This is a genomic window from Streptomyces sp. 3214.6, from assembly GCF_900129855.1.
GTDB classification, from domain to species: domain Bacteria; phylum Actinomycetota; class Actinomycetes; order Streptomycetales; family Streptomycetaceae; genus Streptomyces; species Streptomyces soliscabiei.
Genome location: NZ_LT670819.1, coordinates 6,171,856 through 6,191,440 on the forward strand (window position 1 = coordinate 6,171,856; position 19,585 = coordinate 6,191,440).

Here is a 19,585-nt window from a genome sequence, read left to right on the forward strand (position 1 = left end):
TGATCAAGGTGTGTCGATTACGTTTCGACAAATGAGGTCAGCGGCTCTTGACGCATGGCCGGACATAAGGCTGTTATTGCGCCACCCCGTGTTCGGTCAAGTTGATTTCTGGTCGATTGAGATCAATTTTCAGCCAATCTCATGGCCGAACCTCGCGTCAGGAGCCGTTCATGCACCACCTCACCCCCTCCGGCCGCCTCTCCCTCCCCTCGCTGCCCTCGGCGAGTCGCCGCTCGGTACTGCGCGGCATGGGCGCCGCGGCCGCCCTGGGCGCCGGCATACCCCTGCTGTCGGCCTGCGGCGGCAGCGGCACGGCGACGGACTCGAAGACGGTCACCCTCGGCTCCAACGCCTCCGACGCCGTCCCGAAGAACGCCTTCGCCGAGATCTACGCGGCGTTCAAGAAGCAGTCCGGGATCACGGTCGACGTGAACACCAAGGACCACAACACGTTCCAGGAGCAGATCAACTCCTACCTCCAGGGCACCCCGGACGACGTGTTCAACTGGTTCGCCGGCTACCGCATGCAGTTCTTCGCGGCCAAGAAGCTCGCCACCCCCATCGACGACGTGTGGCAGACCATCGGCGGCAACTTCCCCGACGCGATGAAGGCGCTCAGCAAGGGCGAGGACGGCAAGTACTACTTCGTGCCGCTGTACACGTACCCCTGGGCGCTCTTCTACCGGAAGAGCGTGTTCCAGCAGCACGGGTACACCGTGCCCACCACCTGGGACCAGCTGGTCGCGCTCTGCAAGCAGATGAAGAAGGACGGGCTCGTCCCGATCGCGTTCGGTGACAAGGACGCCTGGCCCGCGCTCGGCACCTTCGACCAGATCAACTTCCGCACCAACGGCTACGACTTCCACGTCGAGCTGATGGCGGGCAAGGCCTCCTGGACCGACGCCAAGGTCCGCAAGACCTTCGACCACTGGGCCGAGATCCTCCCTTACCACCAGGACGGCGCCGTCGGCCGCACCTGGCAGGACGCCGCCCAGACCCTCGTCTCCAAGAAGGCCGGCATGTACCTGCTGGGCACCTTCGTGGCGCAGCAGTTCACCAACAAGGCCGACGCCGACGACCTCGACTTCTTCGCCTTCCCGGAGATCGACCCGACGTACGGCCAGGACACCGTCGAGGCGCCCACCGACGGTTTCATGCTCTCCAAGGCCCCGAAGAACAAGGCGGCCGCCGTCAAGCTGCTGGAGTACCTGGGCACCCCGGCGGCCGAGGCGATCTACCTCAAGGCCGACCCGAGCGTGGTGGCCGCCTCCTCCAAGGCCGACACCTCCTCGTACTCCGCGCTGCAGAAGAAGGCGTACGCGATGATCAGCGGCGCCAAGCACCTGACGCAGTTCATGGACCGCGACAGCCGGCCGGACTTCACCTCCACGGTGATGCAGCCCGCGCTGCAGAAGTTCGTCCGCGACCCCAAGGGCATCGACAGCCTGCTGACGTCGATCGAGCGGCAGAAGAAGACGATCTTCGCCTCCGGCTGAGACCGCTGAGACCGCTGAGTCGGCCGAGTCGGCCGAGTCGGCCGAGTCGGCCGAGTCGGCCGAGACAGCTGCGACTGCCGAACCGGCCGAGACCGCCGAGACGGCCGAGACCCTTCTGCTGAGCGGATGAGCACCGACATCATGACCGTGGACACCACGAAGAACCCGGAGGCGGCCGCCGTGCCGCCTCCGGGCACCGCATCCCCGAAGAAGCGGGCCGTGCAGGGCCACCGGCGCCTGCTGACCCGCCGCGACCGGCTCACGCTCGGCCTGATGGCCGGCGTGCCGACGATCCTGCACGTGGCCCTGGTGTGGGTCACCGCCCTCGCCTCGGTCGCCCTGGCCTTCACCACCTGGGACGGCATCGGCTTCGACTCGATCAAGTGGGTGGGGCTGGACAACTTCAAGGAGCTGTTCACCAACAACCCGCAGTTCTGGCCCGCTGTCGAGCACAACGTGATCTGGTTCGTCGTGCTCATCCTGATCCCGACCCCGCTGGGCCTGTTCCTCGCCATCCAGCTCGACAAGAAGATCCGGTTCAGCCGGGTCTACCAGACGGCCTTCTTCCTGCCGGTCGTCGTGTCGCTGGCGGTCACCGGCTTCGTCTGGCAGCTGGTCTACAACCCCGACACGGGCCTGATCAACAGCATCATCGGGGCGAACAAGCCCGGCCACTACATCGACTGGATCGGCGACCCGCACCTCAACCTGTGGGCCGTCCTGGTCGCCGCCTGCTGGCGGCACACCGGCTACATGATGATCCTCTACCTGGCCGGTCTGAAGGGCGTCGACCCGTCCCTGCGCGAGGCCTCCTCGCTGGACGGCGCCAACGAGTGGCAGACGTTCAAGAACGTCATCTTCCCCACCCTGCGCCCCACGAACACCGTGGTGCTGGTGGTCACGATCATCGAGGCCCTGCGCGCCTTCGACCTGGTCTTCGTCTTCAACAAGGGAGCCCAGGGCACCGAGCTGCTCTCGATCCTGGTCACCAACAACATCATCGGTGAGTCCAGCCGTATCGGATACGGCTCGGCGATCGCCGTCGTCCTGCTGGTGATCTCCCTCGCCGTGATCATCCCGTATCTGATCGCGACCTTCCGGAAGGAGCGGCGAGCATGAGCGCGACCCTCGTGACCAAGCAGCGCACCCCCATCCGCCCCGCCCGGATCCTGCTGCACACCTTCCTCGTCGGCACGGCCCTGGCCTGGCTGGCGCCCCTGCTGTGGGCCCTGTTCGCGGCCCTGCGCCCCTACAGCGAGACCAGCGCCAAGGGCTACGTCTCCTGGCCCGACAAACTGAGCTTCGACAATTTCACCAACGCCTTCCAGCAGTCGGACATGCTGCACTACTTCGGGAACACGCTGATCATCGCGGTCCCGGCGGTGCTGCTCACCCTGTTCCTGTCGTCCTGCGTGGCCTTCTACGTCAGCCGCTTCGACTTCCGGGTCAACCTGTTCCTGCTGCTCGTCTTCACGGCCGGCAACCTGCTGCCGCAGCAGGTCATCATCACCCCGCTGTACCGGCTGTACCTGCTCGTCGACCTGCCCGGCATCACCGTGAGCGGCAAGCTGTACGACTCCGCGCTCGGCCTGGTCCTGATCCACGTCGCCTTCCAGTCGGGCTTCTGCGCGTTCGTGCTGGCCAACTACATGCGTTCGCTGCCGCACGAGCTGACCGAGGCCGCGCTCGTCGACGGCGCGTCCGTGTGGCGCCTGTACTGGCAGATCGTGCTGCCGCTGTGCAAGCCCGCGATGGCCGCCCTGGCGACCCTGCTGTCCATCTGGATCTACAACGACTTCTTCTGGGCGATCGTGCTGATCTCCACCGGCGAGAACATGCCGATCACCTCGGCCCTGAACAACCTCTCCGGCCAGTACTTCACCGACCCCAACCTGGTCGCCGCCGGCGCCCTGCTCACCGCGATCCCCACGCTGATCGTGTACTTCGTCCTCCAGCGCCAGTTCGTCAGCGGCCTGACCCTGGGCGCCAACAAGGGCTGAGCGGGCCGACAGGACCGACACCTCCCCACCCTCCGCCCGTCCCCTATCCCCGGAGCACCACCAGTGAGTACCGCACGCCGCCTTCGCCTGCCCGGCATCGCCTACGGCGGCGACTACAACCCCGAGCAGTGGTCCGAGGAGGTCTGGGCCGAGGACATGCGGCTCATGGCCGAGGCCGGCGTGACCATGGTCAGCGTCAACATCTTCTCCTGGGCGCTGCTGGAGCCCGCCGAGGGCGAGTACGACTTCTCGCGCCTGGACCGCATCCTCGACATGCTCTACACCCACGGCATCGCCGCCGACCTGGCCACCCCGACGGCGGCCCCACCGGCGTGGTTCTTCCGGGCCCACCCCGAGGCGCTGCCGGTGGACCAGGACGGCCGGGGAATGTCGTACGGCAGTCGCCAGACGTTCTGCCCGTCGAGCCCCGCCTACCGGGAGGCGGCGCTGCGGATCGCCCGCGCGCTCGGCGAGCGGTACGCCGACCATCCGGCGGTCGTCATGTGGCACGTCCACAACGAATACGGCTGCCACAACGCGGAGTGCTTCTGCGACACGAGCGCGCAGGCGTTCCGCCGCTGGCTGCGGACCAGGTACGCCGACGACCTGAAGGCGCTCAACGACGCCTGGGGCACCACCTTCTGGAGCCAGTGGTACTACGACTGGGACGAGATCATCCCGCCCCGCGCCACCGGCGCCGTCCCCAACCCCACCCACCGGCTGGACTGGCGCCGCTTCTGCAGCGACGAACTGCTGTCGCTGTGCACGGCGGAGCGGGAGGTGCTGGCGCAGGCGGCTCCCGCCACCCCCGCCACGACCAACTTCATGGTGATGTACAACTTCGACGCGCTGGACTACTGGCGCTGGGCGCCGGAGCTGGACATCGTCTCGAACGACCACTACCTCCGGTCCACGGACCCCGAGTCGGAGATCGACATCGCGATGAGCGGCGACCTGGTCCGCTCCTTGGCCGGTGGCCGCCCCTGGCTGCTGATGGAGCACTCGACGGGCGCGGTGAACTGGCAACCCGTCAACAGGGCGAAGACCGCAGGGGAGTTGCGCCGCAACGCGCTCGCCCACGTCGCCCGAGGCGCCGACGGCATCGCCTACTTCCAGTGGCGGGCGGCGAAGGCGGGCGCCGAGCAGTGGCACTCGGCGATGCTGCCGCACGCGGGCACGGACAGCGTGATCTGGCGGGACGTCGTGGAACTCGGCGCGGATCTTCGGTCGTTGGCGGAGGTGCGTGGCAGCACCGGCACGGCCGAGACGGCGATCGTCTGGGACTGGGACGCGAAGTGGGCGCTGGAACTCCCCTCGCAGCCAAGCGAGTTGATCCGCCACCTGGAGCTGGTCCGCGCCTGGTACGAGCCGCTGTGGCGGGCCGGCGTCGCCGTGGACTTCGTCCGCCCGGACGCGGACCTGTCGGCGTACCGCCTGGTCCTGGCCCCGAGCCTGTACCTGGTCGACGACGCGGGCGCGGCGAACCTGACCGCGTTCGCCGAGCAGGGCGGCACGCTGGCGGTCGGCTTCCACAGCGGGGCGGTGGACGAGAACTGCCATGTGCGGCTGGGCGGTTACCCGGGCGCGTTCCGTGAGACGCTCGGCGTCCGCACGGACGAACTGTTCCCGCTGCTGCCGGGCGAGACGGTCGGCCTGGACGGCGGCGGCACGGCCTCCCTGTGGTCGGAGCGGGTGCGGCCGGCCGGCGCGCAGACGGTGTCCTCGTACACGCAGGGCCCCCTGGCGGGCGTCCCGGCGATCACCCGACACGGCTACGGCACGGGCACGGCCTGGTACGTGGCGACCCTGCCCGACCCGCCGACCCTGGCGGCGCTGCTGGGCCGTGTCCGGGAGGAGGCGGGGGTGCGGCCGGTGCTGGACGGCGGCGTGCCGCCGGGCGTGGAGGCGGCCCGGCGCCGGGGGAACGACGCCGACTACCTCTTCCTCATCGACCACGCCGGCGCGGGAGCGAAGGTGACCGTGGCCGCCGAGGCGCTCGAACTCCTCACCGGAAAGCCGGTGTCGGACGGCTCGGTGACGGTCCCGCCGGGCGGGGTCGCGGTCGTGAGGGAGCCGCACGGAGCGTAGCCGTGGGCGGGGAGGCCCTCTTGTCGCCCGGCCGAGAGCCTCCTAGCCTGCTCCTCCCGCAGTGTCACGCGTTGACGAGGGGAGCGGCGTTGGCCTCGGTCGTACCGTCCGACGAAGAGATCCTGAAGGCCGTCGAACGGCACATCTCTCAGCACGGAGCTCCCGTCGACCTCTCCGGGCCGGGCGCGGCGAAGGTCTCCTGGCGGTCGCTGTTCGAGTTCCACGTCTTCCGCTCCATCGAGAAGCGGTACGAGCAGCAGGCGAGGGAGAAGGGCAGGTACGAGGACGTCGCGACCCGGGCCACGTACACCGACCTCGACGCCTACCCCGTCGCACCGCCCACCGACCCCGAGCGGACGTATCGGACCAAGCTCGTGCGCGAGGGCACGATCGACGAGGAACTATGCGGCGGCTGCGTCGGCGGCAAGAACCCGTGCGGGGTGTGCAAGGGGCGCGGAGGAATGCCCTGCCCCGCGCGCGTCGAGTGCGAGGGCTGCCACGGGAGCGTCGACGCGTGCTGGGAGTGCGACGGCACGGGAACGCCCCGCACCCGCCGGGCCCGGGCCGGGAGTCGGCCCCGCGACCCGGACGCCCAGGAGCGGGTCACCTGCCGACGCTGCAAGCGCCGGGACGTCGCCTGCCCGAGGTGCCACGGCGAGACGATGATGACCTGCCCGGACTGCGACGGGACGGCGTCCACGCCCTGCGAGGAGTGCAGGGGCGCGAAACGTGTGGTGCACGACCCGTGCGGCGGCACCGGCCGCTTCACCGTGTGGACGGAAGGGATCATCGCCCACACCCCGGACCCCGACGAAGTGAAGCTGTCCGGCCCGCAGTTCGCCTGGCTGAAGACGGACAGTCTCGGTGAGAGGATGCGGGCCGAACTGACCGGCGTCACCAAGAAGCTCCCCGACTTCCTGGAGGACGCCCACCGAGAACTCGTCGTCCCCTACCTGCCCGCCAAGAAGGGCGAGATACACCGCCGCATGACGTTCGCCTACCTCCCCCTGGCCCGCGTGGAGGTGACCGCTCACCCGGACCGCGTCTACTACGCCTTCCCCGCAGCCACCGGCATCGAGGTGACCCGCCGCCCCAGCAGAGACCGCGTCAGGGCCCTGGCCTGGGCCGCCGTTGCAGTCGCCGCGCTGGTCACGGTGGTGTCCCTCACGGTGCTGCGCTGAGACCGCCGTCCTTCAGCACGCGCAGGAGGCTCGCGAGGGCCTGGGGCGCGACGGCGGTTATCCGGTGCGGCTGGCCACGACGAGGACGGCCGCGGCATCCACCTCGTCTCCACCGGTGCCGACACCTGGGGCGTCTGCACCCATGGCCCGGGCCGCGGCAAGGCCACCTGGTTCGAGCTCGTGGATGCGGACCTCGAGCGGCGGCCGCCCGCGCTGACACGGCTCGCGGCGCGGGCTGACGCGGGTGACTTCGACGTGCTGCTGGAGAAGGGCAACTATCGAAGCGACTGGCATGAGCCAACGGCATAGTCACTCGTACGGCTGAACGGGCTTCCGTTCGACCACCGGACCTGGGGCGCCTCACTATGTTCGGCCTCATGGTCAGCTCAGCACACGAGGCGATGCACCAGATCTTCAGGGAGGATCCGGGGCTGTTCGCCCGCGCCCTCCCGAGGGCCGGCATCCCCTTCCCCGAGCCCACGGCGATCCGGACCCTCGACACGGATCTCACCGAGATCAAGCCGCTCGAACGCCGTGTGGACACCCTGCTTCGGGTCGACACGGCAGACAGCGGCAGCTTCCTGCTCGCCGTCGAGGCCCAGAGCAGACCGGACCAGGACAAGCTCAACAGCTGGACGTACTACTTGGCCCACCTCTATGCCAAGTACGCGCTCCCGCCGATCCTGCTGGTCGTCTGCGGGGACAAAGCCACCGCGTCCTGGGCGGCGGAACCCATCCGCATCGGTCTTCCCGTCCACACAAGCCTGGCGGTTTTCCCGCTGGTCCTGGGCCCGGGGAACCTCCCCGCGATCACCGACCCCGACGAGGCGGCCCGGGACCTGCCCCTCGCCGTCTTCTCCGCGCTCGCTCACGCAAAAGACCCGGCCCTTCCTGCGATACTGGCAGCGCTGGCGACGGCGCTGACCGGCGCCCATGACAAGACCGCAGAGGACTGGGCCGAATACACCGAGATCGGCCTGGGCGACGCCCGGGCCCGTCGACTCTGGAGGCAACTGATGAACCTGCCGCCCGCCAGCCGCTTCCCCGGCAGTGGCACTCTCATTGAGGAAACCCGCCTCCAGGGGCGAGCCGAGGGTGAAGCCAAGGGCCGAGCCGAGGGTCGAGCCGAAGACATCCTCCGCATCCTCGGCCTGCGCGGGGTCGACGTCCCCGAAGACGCTCGCGAGCGCATCACCTCCTGCACCGACCTGGACACCTTGGGCACCTGGTTCGACCGGGCGCTCACGGCCGTGAACACCGACGAGTTGTTCGAGGGGCCGTAACCAGCGGTCGGCAGGCGGTCGGAACACAGCAGGGCGCGGCACGCCCCCACGGCGTGCCGCGCCCTTCCCCTACCCCCCGGGGGTCAGGTGGTCTCGGGCTTCGGGAGCGTCCCCGTCCGGGCTGCCTCCCCGTACCACCGGGCGCTCGACTTCGGGGTGCGGGCCAGCGTCGCGTAGTCCACGTACACCGCGCCGAACCGCTTTTCGTAGCCGTACGCCCACTCGAAGTTGTCCATCAGCGACCACAGGTAGTAGCCCCGGACGTCCGCGCCGTCGGCGATGGCCCGGTGGACGGCCGACAGGTGGCCGTGCAGGTAGGCGATGCGCTCCGGGTCGTGGACGCGGCCGTCGGGGTCGGGCTTGTCGTCGTAGGCGGCGCCGTTCTCCGTCACGTACAGCGGCAGGCCCGGGGCTTCCCGGGTGTAGCGCATGATCAGCTCGTGCAGGCCCGTCGGGTCGATCGTCCAGCCCATCTCCGTGCGGTCGCCGGGCGTCTGGTGGAAGGCGACGTCGTCGGCGGCCGGCCAGGGGGAGTGGTCGCTCGCGCCGTGGCCGTCCGTGCGCGGGCCCTTCACGGAGGCGTCCGCCGCCGAGACCAGCGTGGGCGTGTAGTAGTTCAACCCCAGCGCGTCCAGCGGCTGGTTGATGCTGCGCAGATCGCCGTCCAGGACGTACGACCAGTCCGTCAGGGACGAGGTCGCCGCCAGCAGGGTCTCCGGGTACGCGCCCCGCAGGATCGGGTCGTGGAAGACGCCGTTCGCCAGGTCGTCGATCTTGCGGACCGCCGCGAGATCCGCCGGGTCGCCCGGGGACAGCGGACGCACCACCGACGAGTTGAGGCTGATCGCCACCGCGTTGCGGGCCGGCATGGCCGCGCGCAGCGCCGAGGTGCCGAGGCCGTGCGCCAGGTTCAGGTGGTGGGCCGCCTTCAGCGAGGCCGCCGGGTCCGTGCGCCCCGGCGCGTGCACCCCGGAGGCATAGCCGAGGAACGCGCTGCACCACGGCTCGTTCAGCGTGATCCAGTTCTCCACGCGGTCGCCGAGCGCCTCCCCGACGATCTGCGCGTACTCCGCGAACCGGTACGCCGTGTCCCGCTCCGGCCAGCCGCCCGCGTCCTCCAACTCCTGCGGAAGGTCCCAGTGGTAGAGGGTGACGGCGGGCTTGATGCCCTTGGCCAGCAGCTCGTCCACCAGTCGGCGGTAGAAGTCCAGGCCCACCTGGACCGCGGGACCGCGCCCCGTCGGCTGGACCCGCGACCAGGAGATTGAGAAGCGGTACGCCGTGAGGCCCAGCTCCGCCATCAGCGCCACGTCGTCGCGGTAGCGGTGGTAGTGGTCGACAGCGATGTCACCGTGCTCGCCGCCGGCCGTCTTGCCCGGCGTATGGCTGAAGGTGTCCCAGATCGAGGGCGTGCGGCCGTCCTCGCGCACCGCCCCCTCGATCTGGTACGCGGACGTCGCGGCGCCCCAGAGGAAAGCGGGAGGAAAGGTCACCGCAGTGACGGGCTCAGGCATGGAAGCGCTCCCATGAAAGGTCGTCGAGACCGACGAAGGTTGGGGGGAAGTGGTGCGAAGGGGGCCGAGACGGCGGTGACCCGGCCCCCGGGGAAGTCACGGGCGGGGGGCGTCGTACGGCGGGGCGGGCGTCGTCACCCCTTCACCGCGCCCTGCATGATGCCGCCCACGATCTGCTTGCCGAAGATCGCGAAGACCAGCAGCAGCGGCAGCGTGCCCAGCAGCGCGCCCGCCATGATCAGGGACTGGTCCGGTGTGTAGCCACGGCCCAGGCCCGCGACCGCGACCTGCACGGTCGGGTTGCCGGTCTGGCTCAGCACCAGGAACGGCCACAGGAAGTCGTTCCAGGTCTGGACGAACATCAGCATGCCGAGCACCGCCATCGCGGGGCGTGCCGCGGGGAACACCACGTGCCACACCACACGCCAGCTGCTCGCGCCGTCCACCCGGGCCGCCTCGATGATCTCGTCGGGCAGCGCCTGGATGAGGTACTGCCGCATGAAGAACACCCCGAACGCGCTCACCAGCGACGGCAGGATCACCGCCTGCAGCTGATCCGTCCACTCCAGCTTGGCGACCATCATGTACAGCGGGATCACGCTCAGCTGCGGCGGCACCATCATCGTGCCGATCACGATCAGCATCAGCGCGCCCCGGCCCCGGAACCGCAGCTTGGCGAAGGCGAACCCGGCGATCGTCGACAGGAAGACGATCGTCGCCGCCGACGTGCCCGCCACGATCGTCGTGTTGACGAACGCCTTGCCCAGGTTCGCGTCGTTCCAGGCCACGTCCAGGTTGTGGAAGAGGTTGGAGCCGAACACGAACGGTGGCGGGTTCTGCGCCAGCCGGTTGTTGTCCCGGGAGGCGGCGATCGCCGTCCACACCAGGGGGAACAGCGAGCCGATGGTGAACAGGATCAGGATCGCGTACGCGATCGGGCCGCCGTGCATCTGCCCGCCCGCCCGCGCGGACTTCGGCCGGTGCACCTTGCGGGCCGCCGGCCCGGCGTCCTCGGGTTCCACGGTCTTCGCGGTCGTTGTCGTCGTCGTCACGGCCGGTACTCCTAACTACTGGCGCGCAGCCGGCGCGAGATGACGTAGTTGACGATGCCGACCACGATCAGGATGAGGAACATCGTCCAGGCGATCGCCGAGGCCCGGCCCAGGTGCTGGTTCACCCAGCCCTGCTCGTACAGGTACAGGCCCAGCGTCTGGAACTGGTGCTCCGCGCCGCCCGACGCGCCCTTGTTGGCGTCGAACAGCAGCGGCTCGCCGAAGACCTGAGAGGCCCCGATCGTCGACACGACGACCGTGAACAGGATCGTCGGCCGCAGCGACGGCAGCGTGACGTGCAGGAACTGCCTCCAGCGGCTCGCGCCGTCCAGCGCCGCCGACTCATAGAGGTCCTGCGGGATCGCCTGCATCGCGGCCAGATAGATCAGCGCGTTGTAGCCCGTCCACCGCCAGATGACGATCGACGACACCGCGATCTGCGACGGCCACTTGTCGTTCTGCCAGTCGATCGCGTCGATCCCGACGAAGTGCAGCGCCCAGTTGATCATGCCGTAGTCGCGCCCGAAGAGCAGCACGAAGACGAGCGAGGCGGCCGCGATCGACGTCGCGTACGGCGCGAGCATCGCGACCCGGTAGAAGGTCGAGGCCCGCAGCTTGTAGTTGAGGATGTGGGCCAGGCCCATGGCCATCAGCAGCTGCGGAACGGTGGAGATGATCCCGATCGTCAGGGTGTTCTTCGCCGCGTTCCAGAAGAAGTCGTCGTCGAAGATGCGCGTGTAGTTGCGCATCCCCACCCACGTCATGTCGGTGGGCGCGGTCAGCTCCACCTGGTGCAGCGAGGCCCAGCCGGTGTAGAGCAGCGGAAACAGGCCGAACGCGAGGAAGAGCAGGAAGAACGGCGAGACGAACGCGTACGGGCTCCAGCGGATGTCCCGCTGCCAGCGGCGGGACAGCCGGGCCCGGCGCCGTTCCTCCGCCTGCGGTGAGACGGCGGGCGGGCGGCCCGGGGCCGCGCCCCCCTCCTTCACGGGGGGCGCGGCGGTGTCGTGGCGGGTGGCCATACGGGTCACTTGTCCAGGTTGTTGTCGATGGTCTTGGTCGCCGCGTCCCAGGCGTCCGCCGCCGACTTGCCCTTCGTCACCAGGATGACGCCGTTGTCGCTCAGACCCTGCATGATGATCTGGTCCTTCGGGCCGATCACCTGGACCGGGGCGGCCTTGGCGGCCTCGGCGAAGATCGTGCCGATGTTCTGCTCACCGGTCATCTGGTTCTTCGCGCCGGTGACTTCGGGCATCGTGTACGTGCTCGGCGCGCTCGGGAAGTTGCCCTGCACCTTGAACAGCTTCGCCTGCTGCTCGGGCGCGGTCAGCCAGGCGGCCAGCTTCTCGGCCTCCTTCACGTGCTTGCCGCTGGAGGGCACGCCCAGGAAGGCGCCGCCCCAGTTGCCGGACTTCGGCGCCACCGCGACGGCCCACTTGCCGGACGACTCGGGCTTCGACTTGCCCTTGATCGTGCCGAGCATCCACGGCGGGCAGGCGATGGTGGCGAACTTGCTGTTGGCGATCGTCGTGTCCCAGGTCTGCTGGAACTGCGTCTGGGGCTGGACCAGGCCCGCCTCGGCGGCCTTGGCGGTCAGGTTGAAGCCGGCTTTGATGGCGGGGTTCGACTTGTAGATGATCTCGCCGGAGGAGTCGTAGAACTTCTCCTTCTCACTGCTGAGGACCGCGTTGAGCAGCCCGCCGGGGGAGTCCATGAAGTACGTGCCCGAGGGCGCGTTCTTCTTGTACTGCTCGCCGACCGAGATGAACTTGTTCCAGTCACCCGCCCACAGTGCGCCGACCGCCTTGGGGTCGGTGGGCAGACCGGCCTGCTTGAAGAGGTCCGTGCGGTAGCACAGGGCCATCGGACCGACGTCGGTGCCGAGGCCGATCGTCTTGTTGTCCTTGGCCGTGGCCTGTGCCCACTTCCATCCCAGCCAGTTGCTCTTGCTCACCCCCGAGACCTTGGACATGTCCTGGAACTTGCCCGCCTGGGTCGCGACGACCTCGGCGATGTTGGCCACTTCGATGGCCTGGACGTCCATCAGGCCGCTGTTGGTGGTCAGGTGGTTGACGAGCGCGGGGTAGTAGTTCTCGTTCCGCTCGACGACGTTCTCGGCGATCTTGATGTTCGGGTTGAGCTTCTCGTACTCGGCGTAGAGTCCGGCTTCCTTGTAGCCGAAGGTGCCGAAGAGGCCCAGCGTGATCGTGGTCTTGCCCTTGCCGCCGCCCGACGACGCGCCGTCCGAGGCGTTGTCGTCGCCGCTGTCGTCGGCACAGCCGGCCAGCAGACCGGCGCCCAGTGTCGCGACGGTCGCGAGGACTACCGCCCGGCGGGCGGTTCGGGTACGTGCTCGCATTGCGTCCTCCTGTTGCCCTGACGTGCCGACCCCCCGGCCAACTGCATTGTTGGGCCCGTTAGTTACTCGCTGCGGCTCGGGCGGGGAACGTGCGGGATGTGTATGTGTCAGGTACCGTGGGAGCGCTCCCACAAGTGATGTGTTGAAGAGTCGTCGGTTCGGGCGGGGGTGTCAAGGGCGGGGACCCGGAGAGATGCGTTCAGTTATCGGCCCGTTAGCTAACTCGCCGGGACAGCGCTTTCCCGCCAGGGGGGCCGAGTTGGGCCCGGCGCGCGCGGGGCGCCGACGGCTCGCGCGGTGGTTCCGGGGCGCGCGCCGCCCGGCGACGGCGGCCCGACCGGGCCGGATCGGACAGGACTGTTAGATTCCAGGCCAGCGCGAACAACGGCGGGAAGGCGGAGCCCATGGCAAGCCACGGAACGCGGGGGCGGAGCGGTGGCCGGCCGACCCTCGAAGAGGTGGCCGCACGCGCCGGCGTCGGCCGCGGCACGGTCTCCCGGGTGATCAACGGCTCGCCCCGGGTCAGCGACGCGACCCGCGCGGCGGTGGAGGCGGCGGTCGCCGAGCTCGGCTATGTCCCGAACACCGCGGCCCGCGCCCTCGCCGCCAACCGCACGGACGCGATCGCGTTGGTGGTCCCCGAACCGGAGACCCGTTTCTTCGCGGAACCGTACTTCTCGGACATGCTGCGCGGTGTCGGCGCGGAGCTCTCGGAGACCGAGATGCAGCTGCTGCTGATCTTCGCGGGCAGCGACCGCGAACGCCGCCGGCTGGCCCAGTATCTGGCGGCGCACCGGGTGGACGGCGTCCTGCTGGTCTCGGTCCACGCCGACGACCCCCTGCCCGATCTGCTCGCCCAGCTGGAGATCCCGGCGGTGATCAGCGGCCCGCGCTCGGCCGGGGAGACGCTCCCCTCGGTGGACTCCGACAACTACGGCGGCGGCCGCTCGGCGGTCGAGCACCTGCTGTCCCGCGGCCGCACCCGTATCGCCCACATCACCGGCCGCCTCGACGTCTACGGCGCCCAGCGGCGCGTCGACGGCTACCGCGACGCCCTGCGCGACGCGGGGTACGAGGTGGACGAGGGTCTTATCGCTCCGGGTGACTTCACCGAGGAGGGCGGCCACCGCGCGATGCGTGAACTCCTCGCCCGCACCCCCGCCCCCGACGCGGTCTTCGCCGGCTCCGACGTCATGGCGGCCGGCGCCCGCCAGGCCCTGCGCGAGGCGGGCGTGCGCATCCCGGAGGACGTCGCCATGGTCGGCTACGACGACTCGGCCATCGCCCGCCACATGGACCCGCCGCTGACCAGCGTCCGCCAGCCCATCGAGGAGATGGGCCGCAGAATGCTGGACCTGCTGCTGACCGAGATCGCGGACCGCCGCCCGGCGGTGTCCCGGGGTCTGGAACGCCGACAGGTGGTGCTGGCCACGGAGTTGGTGGGGCGGGCCTCGTCCTGAGGCAGTCCGGGCGGGAGCGTCGCCGGGGCTTTCGGGGACTCCGGCGCCGGGCGGTGTGGGTCACTGCCGCAAACGCGACCGCCACCGGATCTCGCCGTCGTGTTCCTCGCCCGTCGGGGACAGTCCCGCCGCGGCGGCGACGGCGGCCGAGGCGTGGTGGTCCGGGTGGATGTGGGCGATGACCGTGTGCACGCCCTGCTCGCGCAGCCACCGCACGAGCCCTCGCGCCGCCTCCGAGGCGAGGCCGCGGCCCTGCCAGGGGACGCCGGTGACCCAGGCGATCTCGGCGGTGCGGCCCCGGTCTGTGACCGTCGCCTGGACGGTGCCGGTCAGGCGGTCGGCGTCGCGCAGGCGCAGGACCCAGTTGCACCAGGAGACGGCCGGGTCGGGGGAGCCGGCGACAAGACGTCCGTAGCGGGTGTGCAGGGCTTCGGGGGTGCTGGGGGCGCCGCCGATGAAGGTGTGCAGGGCGGGATCGGCCAGGACGGTCGCCATCTCCGCCGCGTGGTCCACCCGCAGGGGGAGGAGATCGAGGCGGGCGGTGCCGATCGGTTCGGCGTGGACTGCCGGCCCCATGAACGAACGCTCCCGTTCTCGGAAACACATCAGCCGGTGACCTCCCTTACGGGAAGTCACCGGCTGATGACTCAGGGTGAGTGACGGGACTCGAACCCGCGGCATCCTGGACCACAACCAGGTGCTCTACCAGCTGAGCTACACCCACCACGCCCGGCAGTTGGACTTTGTGGTCTCCCTACCGGCCGAGAAAAAGTGTACAGGGTCCGAAGGGGTGCTCGCGCACGGCTTTTCCGGGCGCCTCCCGCGGCCCCCTACTCGGCGGGCAGGACGTGCTTCGCGGCGATGGCCTTGGCCGTCTCGGAGTCCGGGCCGGGCTGCGGTACGAAGACGGCCTCGCGGTAATAACGCAGTTCCGCGATGGACTCGCGGATGTCGGCGAGCGCGCGGTGGTTGCCGTTCTTCTCCGGGCTGTTGAAGTACGCCCGCGGGTACCAGCGCCGGGCGAGCTCCTTGATGGAGGAGACGTCCACGATGCGGTAGTGGAGGTAGTTCTCCAGGGTCGCCATGTCCCGCGCCAGGAAACCGCGGTCGGTGCCGACGGAGTTGCCGCACAGGGGCGCCTTGCCGGGCTCCTTCACGTGCTTGCGCACATACGCCAGCACCTGCGCCTCGGCCTCCGCGAGTGTCGTCCCGCCGGCCAGCTCGTCGAGCAGCCCCGACGAGGTGTGCATCTCACGCACCACCTCCGGCATCGTCTCCAGTGCCTTGGCCGGCGGGCGGATGACGATGTCCACACCGTCGCCGAGGATGTTCAGCTCGGAGTCGGTGACGAGGGCGGCAACCTCGATGAGAGCATCGTCCGACAGCGAGAGGCCGGTCATCTCGCAGTCGATCCACACCATGCGATCGTTCATGCGACCACCCTAAAGCTGACGTCGCCTTTTGGGACGCCCCGCGTTTGTGTGGGCCTTGTCCAGGAGTGCACGCTGCGAGAGGGCACGTCCGCGAGGGCCGCGTCGAACGCCGGACGGGTCGAGTCGGTCCACCCGTCCGGCGTCACGAGGCACTCAGCTACCGCTGCGCTGCCCCGGCAGACTCGCCCGCGACGTCGCGTACGCCTCGCGGGCGTGCTCGGACGGCAGGGACGACGACGAGCCCACCGCGCCGGCCGCCGCGGTCGCCGTGCGCCGGATCTGCGGTGGGACCGGCCCCGGCCCCTCCGGGTGCAGCGACGGCGGCGGTGGCGGTGGTGACGACGGCTCGCTGTCCGCCGTGCGTTCGCCCTGCGGCCTGCGCGCCCGGTACGCCGCCCGGTACGCCGCCGGGGACGAACCCAGCTGGCGCCGGAAGTGGCCGCGCAGGGCCACCGGCGAGCGGAAGCCGCAGCGGCCCGCGACCTCGTCCACCGAGTAGTCCGACGTCTCCAGCAGACGCTGCGCCTGCAGCACCCGCTGGGTGATCAGCCACTGCAGTGGCGCACTTCCGGTCAGCGACCGGAAGCGGCGGTCGAAGGTGCGGCGGCTCATATAGGCGCGTGCCGCCAGCGTCTCCACGTCGAACTGCTCGTGGAGGTGTTCCAGTGCCCAGGCGACGACCTCGGCGAGCGGGTCGGCGCCGATCTCCTCCGGTAAAGACCGGTCGAGATAGCGCTCCTGGCCGCCGGACCGTCGCGGTGGGACGACGAGACGCCGGGCGAGCGCGCCCGCCGCCTCGTTGCCGTGATCCGTCCGCACGATGTGCAGACAGAGATCGATTCCGGCCGCGGTGCCCGCCGACGTCAGGACGTCGCCGTCGTCCACGAAGAGTTCTCGTGGATCGACGTGCACCGACGGGTAGCGCTTGGCCAGCGTCGGTGCGTACATCCAGTGGGTCGTCGCCGGGCGGCCGTCGAGCAGGCCTGCGGCGGCCAGCACGAACGCGCCGGTGCACAGGCCCACGATGCGGGCGCCCTCTTCGTGCGCCCGGCGCAGCGCGTCGAGCGCCTCCTCCGGCGGCGGCGAGGTGATCGAACGCCAGGCCGGCACGACGACCGTGCCCGCCCGTGAGATCGCCTCCAGGCCGTGTGGCGCGGTGAGTTCCAGGCCCCCTGTGGTCCGCAGCGGGCCTTCTTCGCCGCCGCACACCAACAAGCGGTAGCGCGGCACGCCGGCGTCCTGGCGGTCAATCCCGAACACCGACAACGGAATGGAACTCTCGAAGATGGGGCCGCCGCTGAACAGCAGCACCGCGACGATCTCCTTGCGGCGTCGCCCGGACAGTTTCCGGGCCGCGGCTTCCGGCGCGGCAGTGGAGTCGTGGCTCATCCTGCTAAGCCCCCCTCGGTGGTCGCGGCTCCTCGGTTGTGTCGCTCCTGCACGTTTCCCCTCGGTCCTGCACGAGTCCCCCGCCGTAGACAGTCAAGATCGAATCTACTGTGTCGCATGATGCCGGCGTGGCCAGTTCACCACCCGGCAGATTGTCGACATGGCAACTTGGCGTGAAGCATTCGATCACGAAGCGTTGCACTAGTGGGCCGTGCAGGGAAGTGCGCCTCGGTGCGGTGGCCAATCCACGTAGGGTGCGCAGGGCCCCGGAGGCCCTTTCCGTGCAGGTGGAACGGGGGGTGGGGGGTGGTTACGGCAAGGAATGCACAGGGTCGGGAAGTTGGCTGAAAAGAAGCGGGTTCGTGCGCGAAAACCGGTCAACCGACCGGTGAGTTTCCCCCGGAGTGACGACCGCCACGATGTGACCCTGTTCCGGTGCGCTGATGGCGCCCCCGGTGGTGCGCCTGCGGCGCGCGCTCGTCGTCGAGCAAGCGGGCCGCGCACCGCTCGGACCGGCGCAGCAGCACCCGGCAGACCGCCGTGACGGCGGCGAGGCCGAGGGCCGTGCCGGCGGCGCCGGCCAGCGAGGTGCCGTACCAGAGGAGGACCACCGGGACCAGGACACAGCTGAAGGCCGCCCAGCGCATCAGATCGGTCGTCCGGTCGTCGCGGGGGGCGGTGTCGCGGGCGGCGGGGGACGTGGGCACGGGGCGGGCTCCTTCCTGGGGCGACGGTACGGCGGGCGGTGCGCGGGTGACGGTGTGCGGGCGGCGTGCGGCGGGGCGGTGCGGGGGCTGGCGGTGTGGGGGGTGGCGGTGCGGGGGGTGGCGGTGCAAGGGGTTCAACGCCCGTTCCGGCGGTCGGTCACTGTCGAGGGTCGGTTCCGCGTAAATGAATCCTGTGCAAACCGCCTGTACGGGGCAGCAACCATTGCGTTACGGGCGTCCGCTCGTGCATGCTCCCTGGAACCCCCGCCGGGGGCGTGCGGGATCTGGGCCCAGGATGAGTGCCGCCGTACCCTTGGGGGTATGGGGTTGGGAAGACAATTCCCGGACAGCTCCGCCGCTCACCGCCGTCCCACCCGTATAAGGATCGATACGCCGAGACAGCCATGGCCGGTCACGAATTCTTCGAACCCGCGGACCGCAAGCGGCCCGTCGCCGACCCTACGGCGGCCGAGCCCCTGGCGGCGGAAGACGCACGCCACACCTGCGATCCCGCTTTCAAGCACGGTGTGGTCGTCGGCTTCGACGGCTCCACGTCCAGTGAGCGCGCGCTGGCGTACGCCATCGGCATGGCCCACCGCTCCGGCTCGGGCCTGATCATCGTCCATGTCGCCAACCGGCTGCCCACCACGGTGTGGGCCGGCTGCGAGCCGCCCGTCTTCGTCGACGTGCCGGACCACCGCACCGAGGTGCTCGGTCTGGAGCTCGCGTGCGCGGACTACCTCGCCGAGGTGCCCTGGATCCTGGTCGAGCGCGGCGGCGACATCTGCCACGAACTCGAAGAGGTGGGGCGGGAGTACGAGGCCGACGCGATCGTCGTCGGCTCGACCCACGGCATCGTCGGGCGCATCTTCGGCTCCGTCGCGGGGCGGCTCGCCAAGCGGGCGAAGCGGCCCGTCATCGTCATTCCCTGACGCGCTTGTGCGCAGCGTAATGCTACCGATGCGTAGAGGTGTTTGTGCCCTTGTGAAGGGTATATATCGCTCACACACCTGCACATGCGTGAAGCATGAAGCGTGAAGGGAGCTTGCCGTGGACAACGACGTCTCTGCGGGAAGCAGCATCACCACCATCGCCGGCCGACTGGCCCTCGGCGTCACCCTGTTGGCCTTCGGCCTCGGGTGCACCGACCTCATCGACGGCGTGACGGCTGCGGACGCCGTAACCATCGCCCACTACGTCGGCGGCGTCGCGCTGTTCGTCGCCGGCCTGTTCGCCCTCCGGGACCGCGACACGGCCACCGGAACCGCCTACACCGTCCTCGGCGCCTTCTGGTTCACCTGGGCGATGTCCGCCGGGACCCAGGTCTCCGACAACGCCGCAGGGCTCTTCCTGGTCCTGTTCGCCCTCGTGGCGCTCTCCCTGACCGTCGCGGGCGGCGACCAACTGACCCAGGGAACCTACGGGTTGTTCCTCGTCGGGCTCGTCCTGCTCGCCGTCGCCCGGTTCGCCGACAGTTCCTCCCTCGGCAAGGTCGGCGGCTGGTTCGCCGTCGCGGCGGGGGCGGTCGCCTGGTACGCGGCGACGGCGGCGCTGGCGCACTGGCCTACGGCGGTTTCGCGACGGGCTGCCCGCCCCGGGGTGACGGCCACGGGCTGAATGGCA

Annotated in this window: 17 protein-coding genes and 1 tRNA gene; 9 read left to right on the plus strand and 9 right to left on the minus strand. The window is 69.8% G+C overall.

The window, feature by feature from the left end; genetic code table 11:
- The first annotated feature begins 170 nt into the window (after window positions 1-170).
- The 6 genes from B5557_RS27990 (at window position 171) to B5557_RS28015 (ending at window position 8,048) form a co-directional block, all read left to right on the plus strand.
- Complete coding sequence (locus B5557_RS27990; protein WP_079662051.1) at window positions 171-1,496, plus strand: ABC transporter substrate-binding protein; 1,326 nt, start codon at window positions 171-173, stop codon at window positions 1,494-1,496.
- A 141-nt stretch (window positions 1,497-1,637) separates the two neighbouring features.
- Window positions 1,638-2,615: a carbohydrate ABC transporter permease gene (locus B5557_RS27995; RefSeq protein ID WP_443031369.1), complete on the plus strand. Its 978-nt coding sequence runs from the start codon at window positions 1,638-1,640 to the stop codon at window positions 2,613-2,615.
- Entirely contained in the window at window positions 2,612-3,496 is an 885-nt protein-coding gene (locus tag B5557_RS28000) for a carbohydrate ABC transporter permease (protein WP_079662053.1), read from the plus strand. The genes B5557_RS27995 and B5557_RS28000 overlap by 4 nt, the downstream gene beginning before the upstream one ends.
- Before the next feature lie 63 nt (window positions 3,497-3,559).
- Window positions 3,560-5,584, plus strand: coding sequence for a beta-galactosidase (locus tag B5557_RS28005; RefSeq protein ID WP_079662054.1), 2,025 nt, complete (start codon window positions 3,560-3,562; stop codon window positions 5,582-5,584).
- Window positions 5,585-5,673: 89 nt separating this feature from the next.
- A complete protein-coding gene (locus tag B5557_RS28010) occupies window positions 5,674-6,765 on the plus strand; it encodes a hypothetical protein (RefSeq protein WP_079662055.1) in 1,092 nt (363 codons plus the stop codon).
- A gap of 377 nt (window positions 6,766-7,142) precedes the next feature.
- A complete protein-coding gene (locus B5557_RS28015) occupies window positions 7,143-8,048 on the plus strand; it encodes a hypothetical protein (protein ID WP_079665039.1) in 906 nt (301 codons plus the stop codon).
- 83 nt (window positions 8,049-8,131) lie between these two features.
- Here B5557_RS28015 and B5557_RS28020 read toward each other — a convergent pair whose 3' ends face one another.
- From B5557_RS28020 to B5557_RS28035, 4 genes are all read right to left on the minus strand, one after another.
- Window positions 8,132-9,562 carry a GH1 family beta-glucosidase gene (locus B5557_RS28020; protein ID WP_079662056.1) on the minus strand — a complete coding sequence of 477 codons (1,431 nt, stop codon included), beginning with the start codon at window positions 9,560-9,562 and terminating at the stop codon, window positions 8,132-8,134.
- A 134-nt stretch (window positions 9,563-9,696) separates the two neighbouring features.
- Complete coding sequence (locus B5557_RS28025) at window positions 9,697-10,614, minus strand: carbohydrate ABC transporter permease (RefSeq protein WP_443031277.1); 918 nt, start codon at window positions 10,612-10,614, stop codon at window positions 9,697-9,699.
- Between the two features lie 11 nt (window positions 10,615-10,625).
- Entirely contained in the window at window positions 10,626-11,636 is a 1,011-nt protein-coding gene (locus B5557_RS28030; RefSeq protein WP_079662057.1) for a carbohydrate ABC transporter permease, read from the minus strand.
- 5 nt (window positions 11,637-11,641) lie between these two features.
- A complete protein-coding gene (locus B5557_RS28035; protein ID WP_079662058.1) occupies window positions 11,642-12,973 on the minus strand; it encodes an ABC transporter substrate-binding protein in 1,332 nt (443 codons plus the stop codon).
- A gap of 404 nt (window positions 12,974-13,377) precedes the next feature.
- Here B5557_RS28035 and B5557_RS28040 point away from each other — a divergent pair, with 404 nt between their 5' ends.
- Window positions 13,378-14,433: a LacI family DNA-binding transcriptional regulator gene (locus B5557_RS28040; protein WP_079662059.1), complete on the plus strand. Its 1,056-nt coding sequence runs from the start codon at window positions 13,378-13,380 to the stop codon at window positions 14,431-14,433.
- Between the two features lie 60 nt (window positions 14,434-14,493).
- Here the strand turns inward: B5557_RS28040 and B5557_RS28045 are convergent, their stop codons facing one another.
- The 5 genes from B5557_RS28045 to B5557_RS28065 form a co-directional block, all read right to left on the minus strand.
- Window positions 14,494-15,009 carry a GNAT family N-acetyltransferase gene (locus B5557_RS28045; protein ID WP_079662060.1) on the minus strand — a complete coding sequence of 172 codons (516 nt, stop codon included), beginning with the start codon at window positions 15,007-15,009 and terminating at the stop codon, window positions 14,494-14,496.
- Window positions 15,010-15,084: 75 nt separating this feature from the next.
- Window positions 15,085-15,157 (minus strand) — tRNA-His (locus tag B5557_RS28050).
- A gap of 106 nt (window positions 15,158-15,263) precedes the next feature.
- Window positions 15,264-15,866, minus strand: coding sequence for an oligoribonuclease (orn, locus tag B5557_RS28055; protein ID WP_079662061.1), 603 nt, complete (start codon window positions 15,864-15,866; stop codon window positions 15,264-15,266).
- 153 nt (window positions 15,867-16,019) lie between these two features.
- Window positions 16,020-17,255: a helix-turn-helix domain-containing protein gene (locus B5557_RS28060; protein ID WP_079662062.1), complete on the minus strand. Its 1,236-nt coding sequence runs from the start codon at window positions 17,253-17,255 to the stop codon at window positions 16,020-16,022.
- Window positions 17,256-17,632: 377 nt separating this feature from the next.
- Window positions 17,633-17,902 carry a hypothetical protein gene (locus B5557_RS28065; protein WP_079665041.1) on the minus strand — a complete coding sequence of 90 codons (270 nt, stop codon included), beginning with the start codon at window positions 17,900-17,902 and terminating at the stop codon, window positions 17,633-17,635.
- A 464-nt stretch (window positions 17,903-18,366) separates the two neighbouring features.
- Between B5557_RS28065 and B5557_RS28070 the strand changes: the two genes are divergently transcribed.
- Together B5557_RS28070 and B5557_RS28075 are read left to right on the plus strand one after the other, a co-directional pair.
- Window positions 18,367-18,894, plus strand: a complete 528-nt coding sequence (locus B5557_RS28070) for a universal stress protein (protein ID WP_079662063.1) — start codon at window positions 18,367-18,369, stop codon at window positions 18,892-18,894.
- A gap of 118 nt (window positions 18,895-19,012) precedes the next feature.
- On the plus strand, window positions 19,013-19,579 hold the full coding sequence (locus tag B5557_RS28075; protein WP_079662064.1) for a GPR1/FUN34/YaaH family transporter: 567 nt from the start codon (window positions 19,013-19,015) through the stop codon (window positions 19,577-19,579).
- Window positions 19,580-19,585: the final 6 nt, after the last annotated feature.

Bases quoted from the DNA above. Each gene is read 5' to 3' on its own strand.
- B5557_RS28000 (WP_079662053.1), top strand. From the start codon at position 2,612: ATGAGCGCGACCCTCGTGACCAAGCAGCGCACCCCCATCCGCCCCGCC.
- orn (WP_079662061.1), bottom strand. From the start codon at position 15,866: ATGAACGATCGCATGGTGTGGATCGACTGCGAGATGACCGGCCTCTCG.
- B5557_RS28070 (WP_079662063.1), top strand. From the start codon at position 18,367: ATGGCCGGTCACGAATTCTTCGAACCCGCGGACCGCAAGCGGCCCGTC.
- B5557_RS28065 (WP_079665041.1), bottom strand. From the start codon at position 17,902: ATGCGCTGGGCGGCCTTCAGCTGTGTCCTGGTCCCGGTGGTCCTCCTC.
- B5557_RS28060 (WP_079662062.1), bottom strand. From the start codon at position 17,255: ATGAGCCACGACTCCACTGCCGCGCCGGAAGCCGCGGCCCGGAAACTG.
- B5557_RS27995 (WP_443031369.1), top strand. From the start codon at position 1,638: ATGACCGTGGACACCACGAAGAACCCGGAGGCGGCCGCCGTGCCGCCT.
- B5557_RS28030 (WP_079662057.1), bottom strand. From the start codon at position 11,636: ATGGCCACCCGCCACGACACCGCCGCGCCCCCCGTGAAGGAGGGGGGC.
- B5557_RS28035 (WP_079662058.1), bottom strand. From the start codon at position 12,973: ATGCGAGCACGTACCCGAACCGCCCGCCGGGCGGTAGTCCTCGCGACC.
- B5557_RS28020 (WP_079662056.1), bottom strand. From the start codon at position 9,562: ATGCCTGAGCCCGTCACTGCGGTGACCTTTCCTCCCGCTTTCCTCTGG.
- B5557_RS28045 (WP_079662060.1), bottom strand. From the start codon at position 15,009: ATGGGGCCGGCAGTCCACGCCGAACCGATCGGCACCGCCCGCCTCGAT.
- B5557_RS28040 (WP_079662059.1), top strand. From the start codon at position 13,378: ATGGCAAGCCACGGAACGCGGGGGCGGAGCGGTGGCCGGCCGACCCTC.
- B5557_RS28015 (WP_079665039.1), top strand. From the start codon at position 7,143: ATGGTCAGCTCAGCACACGAGGCGATGCACCAGATCTTCAGGGAGGAT.
- B5557_RS27990 (WP_079662051.1), top strand. From the start codon at position 171: ATGCACCACCTCACCCCCTCCGGCCGCCTCTCCCTCCCCTCGCTGCCC.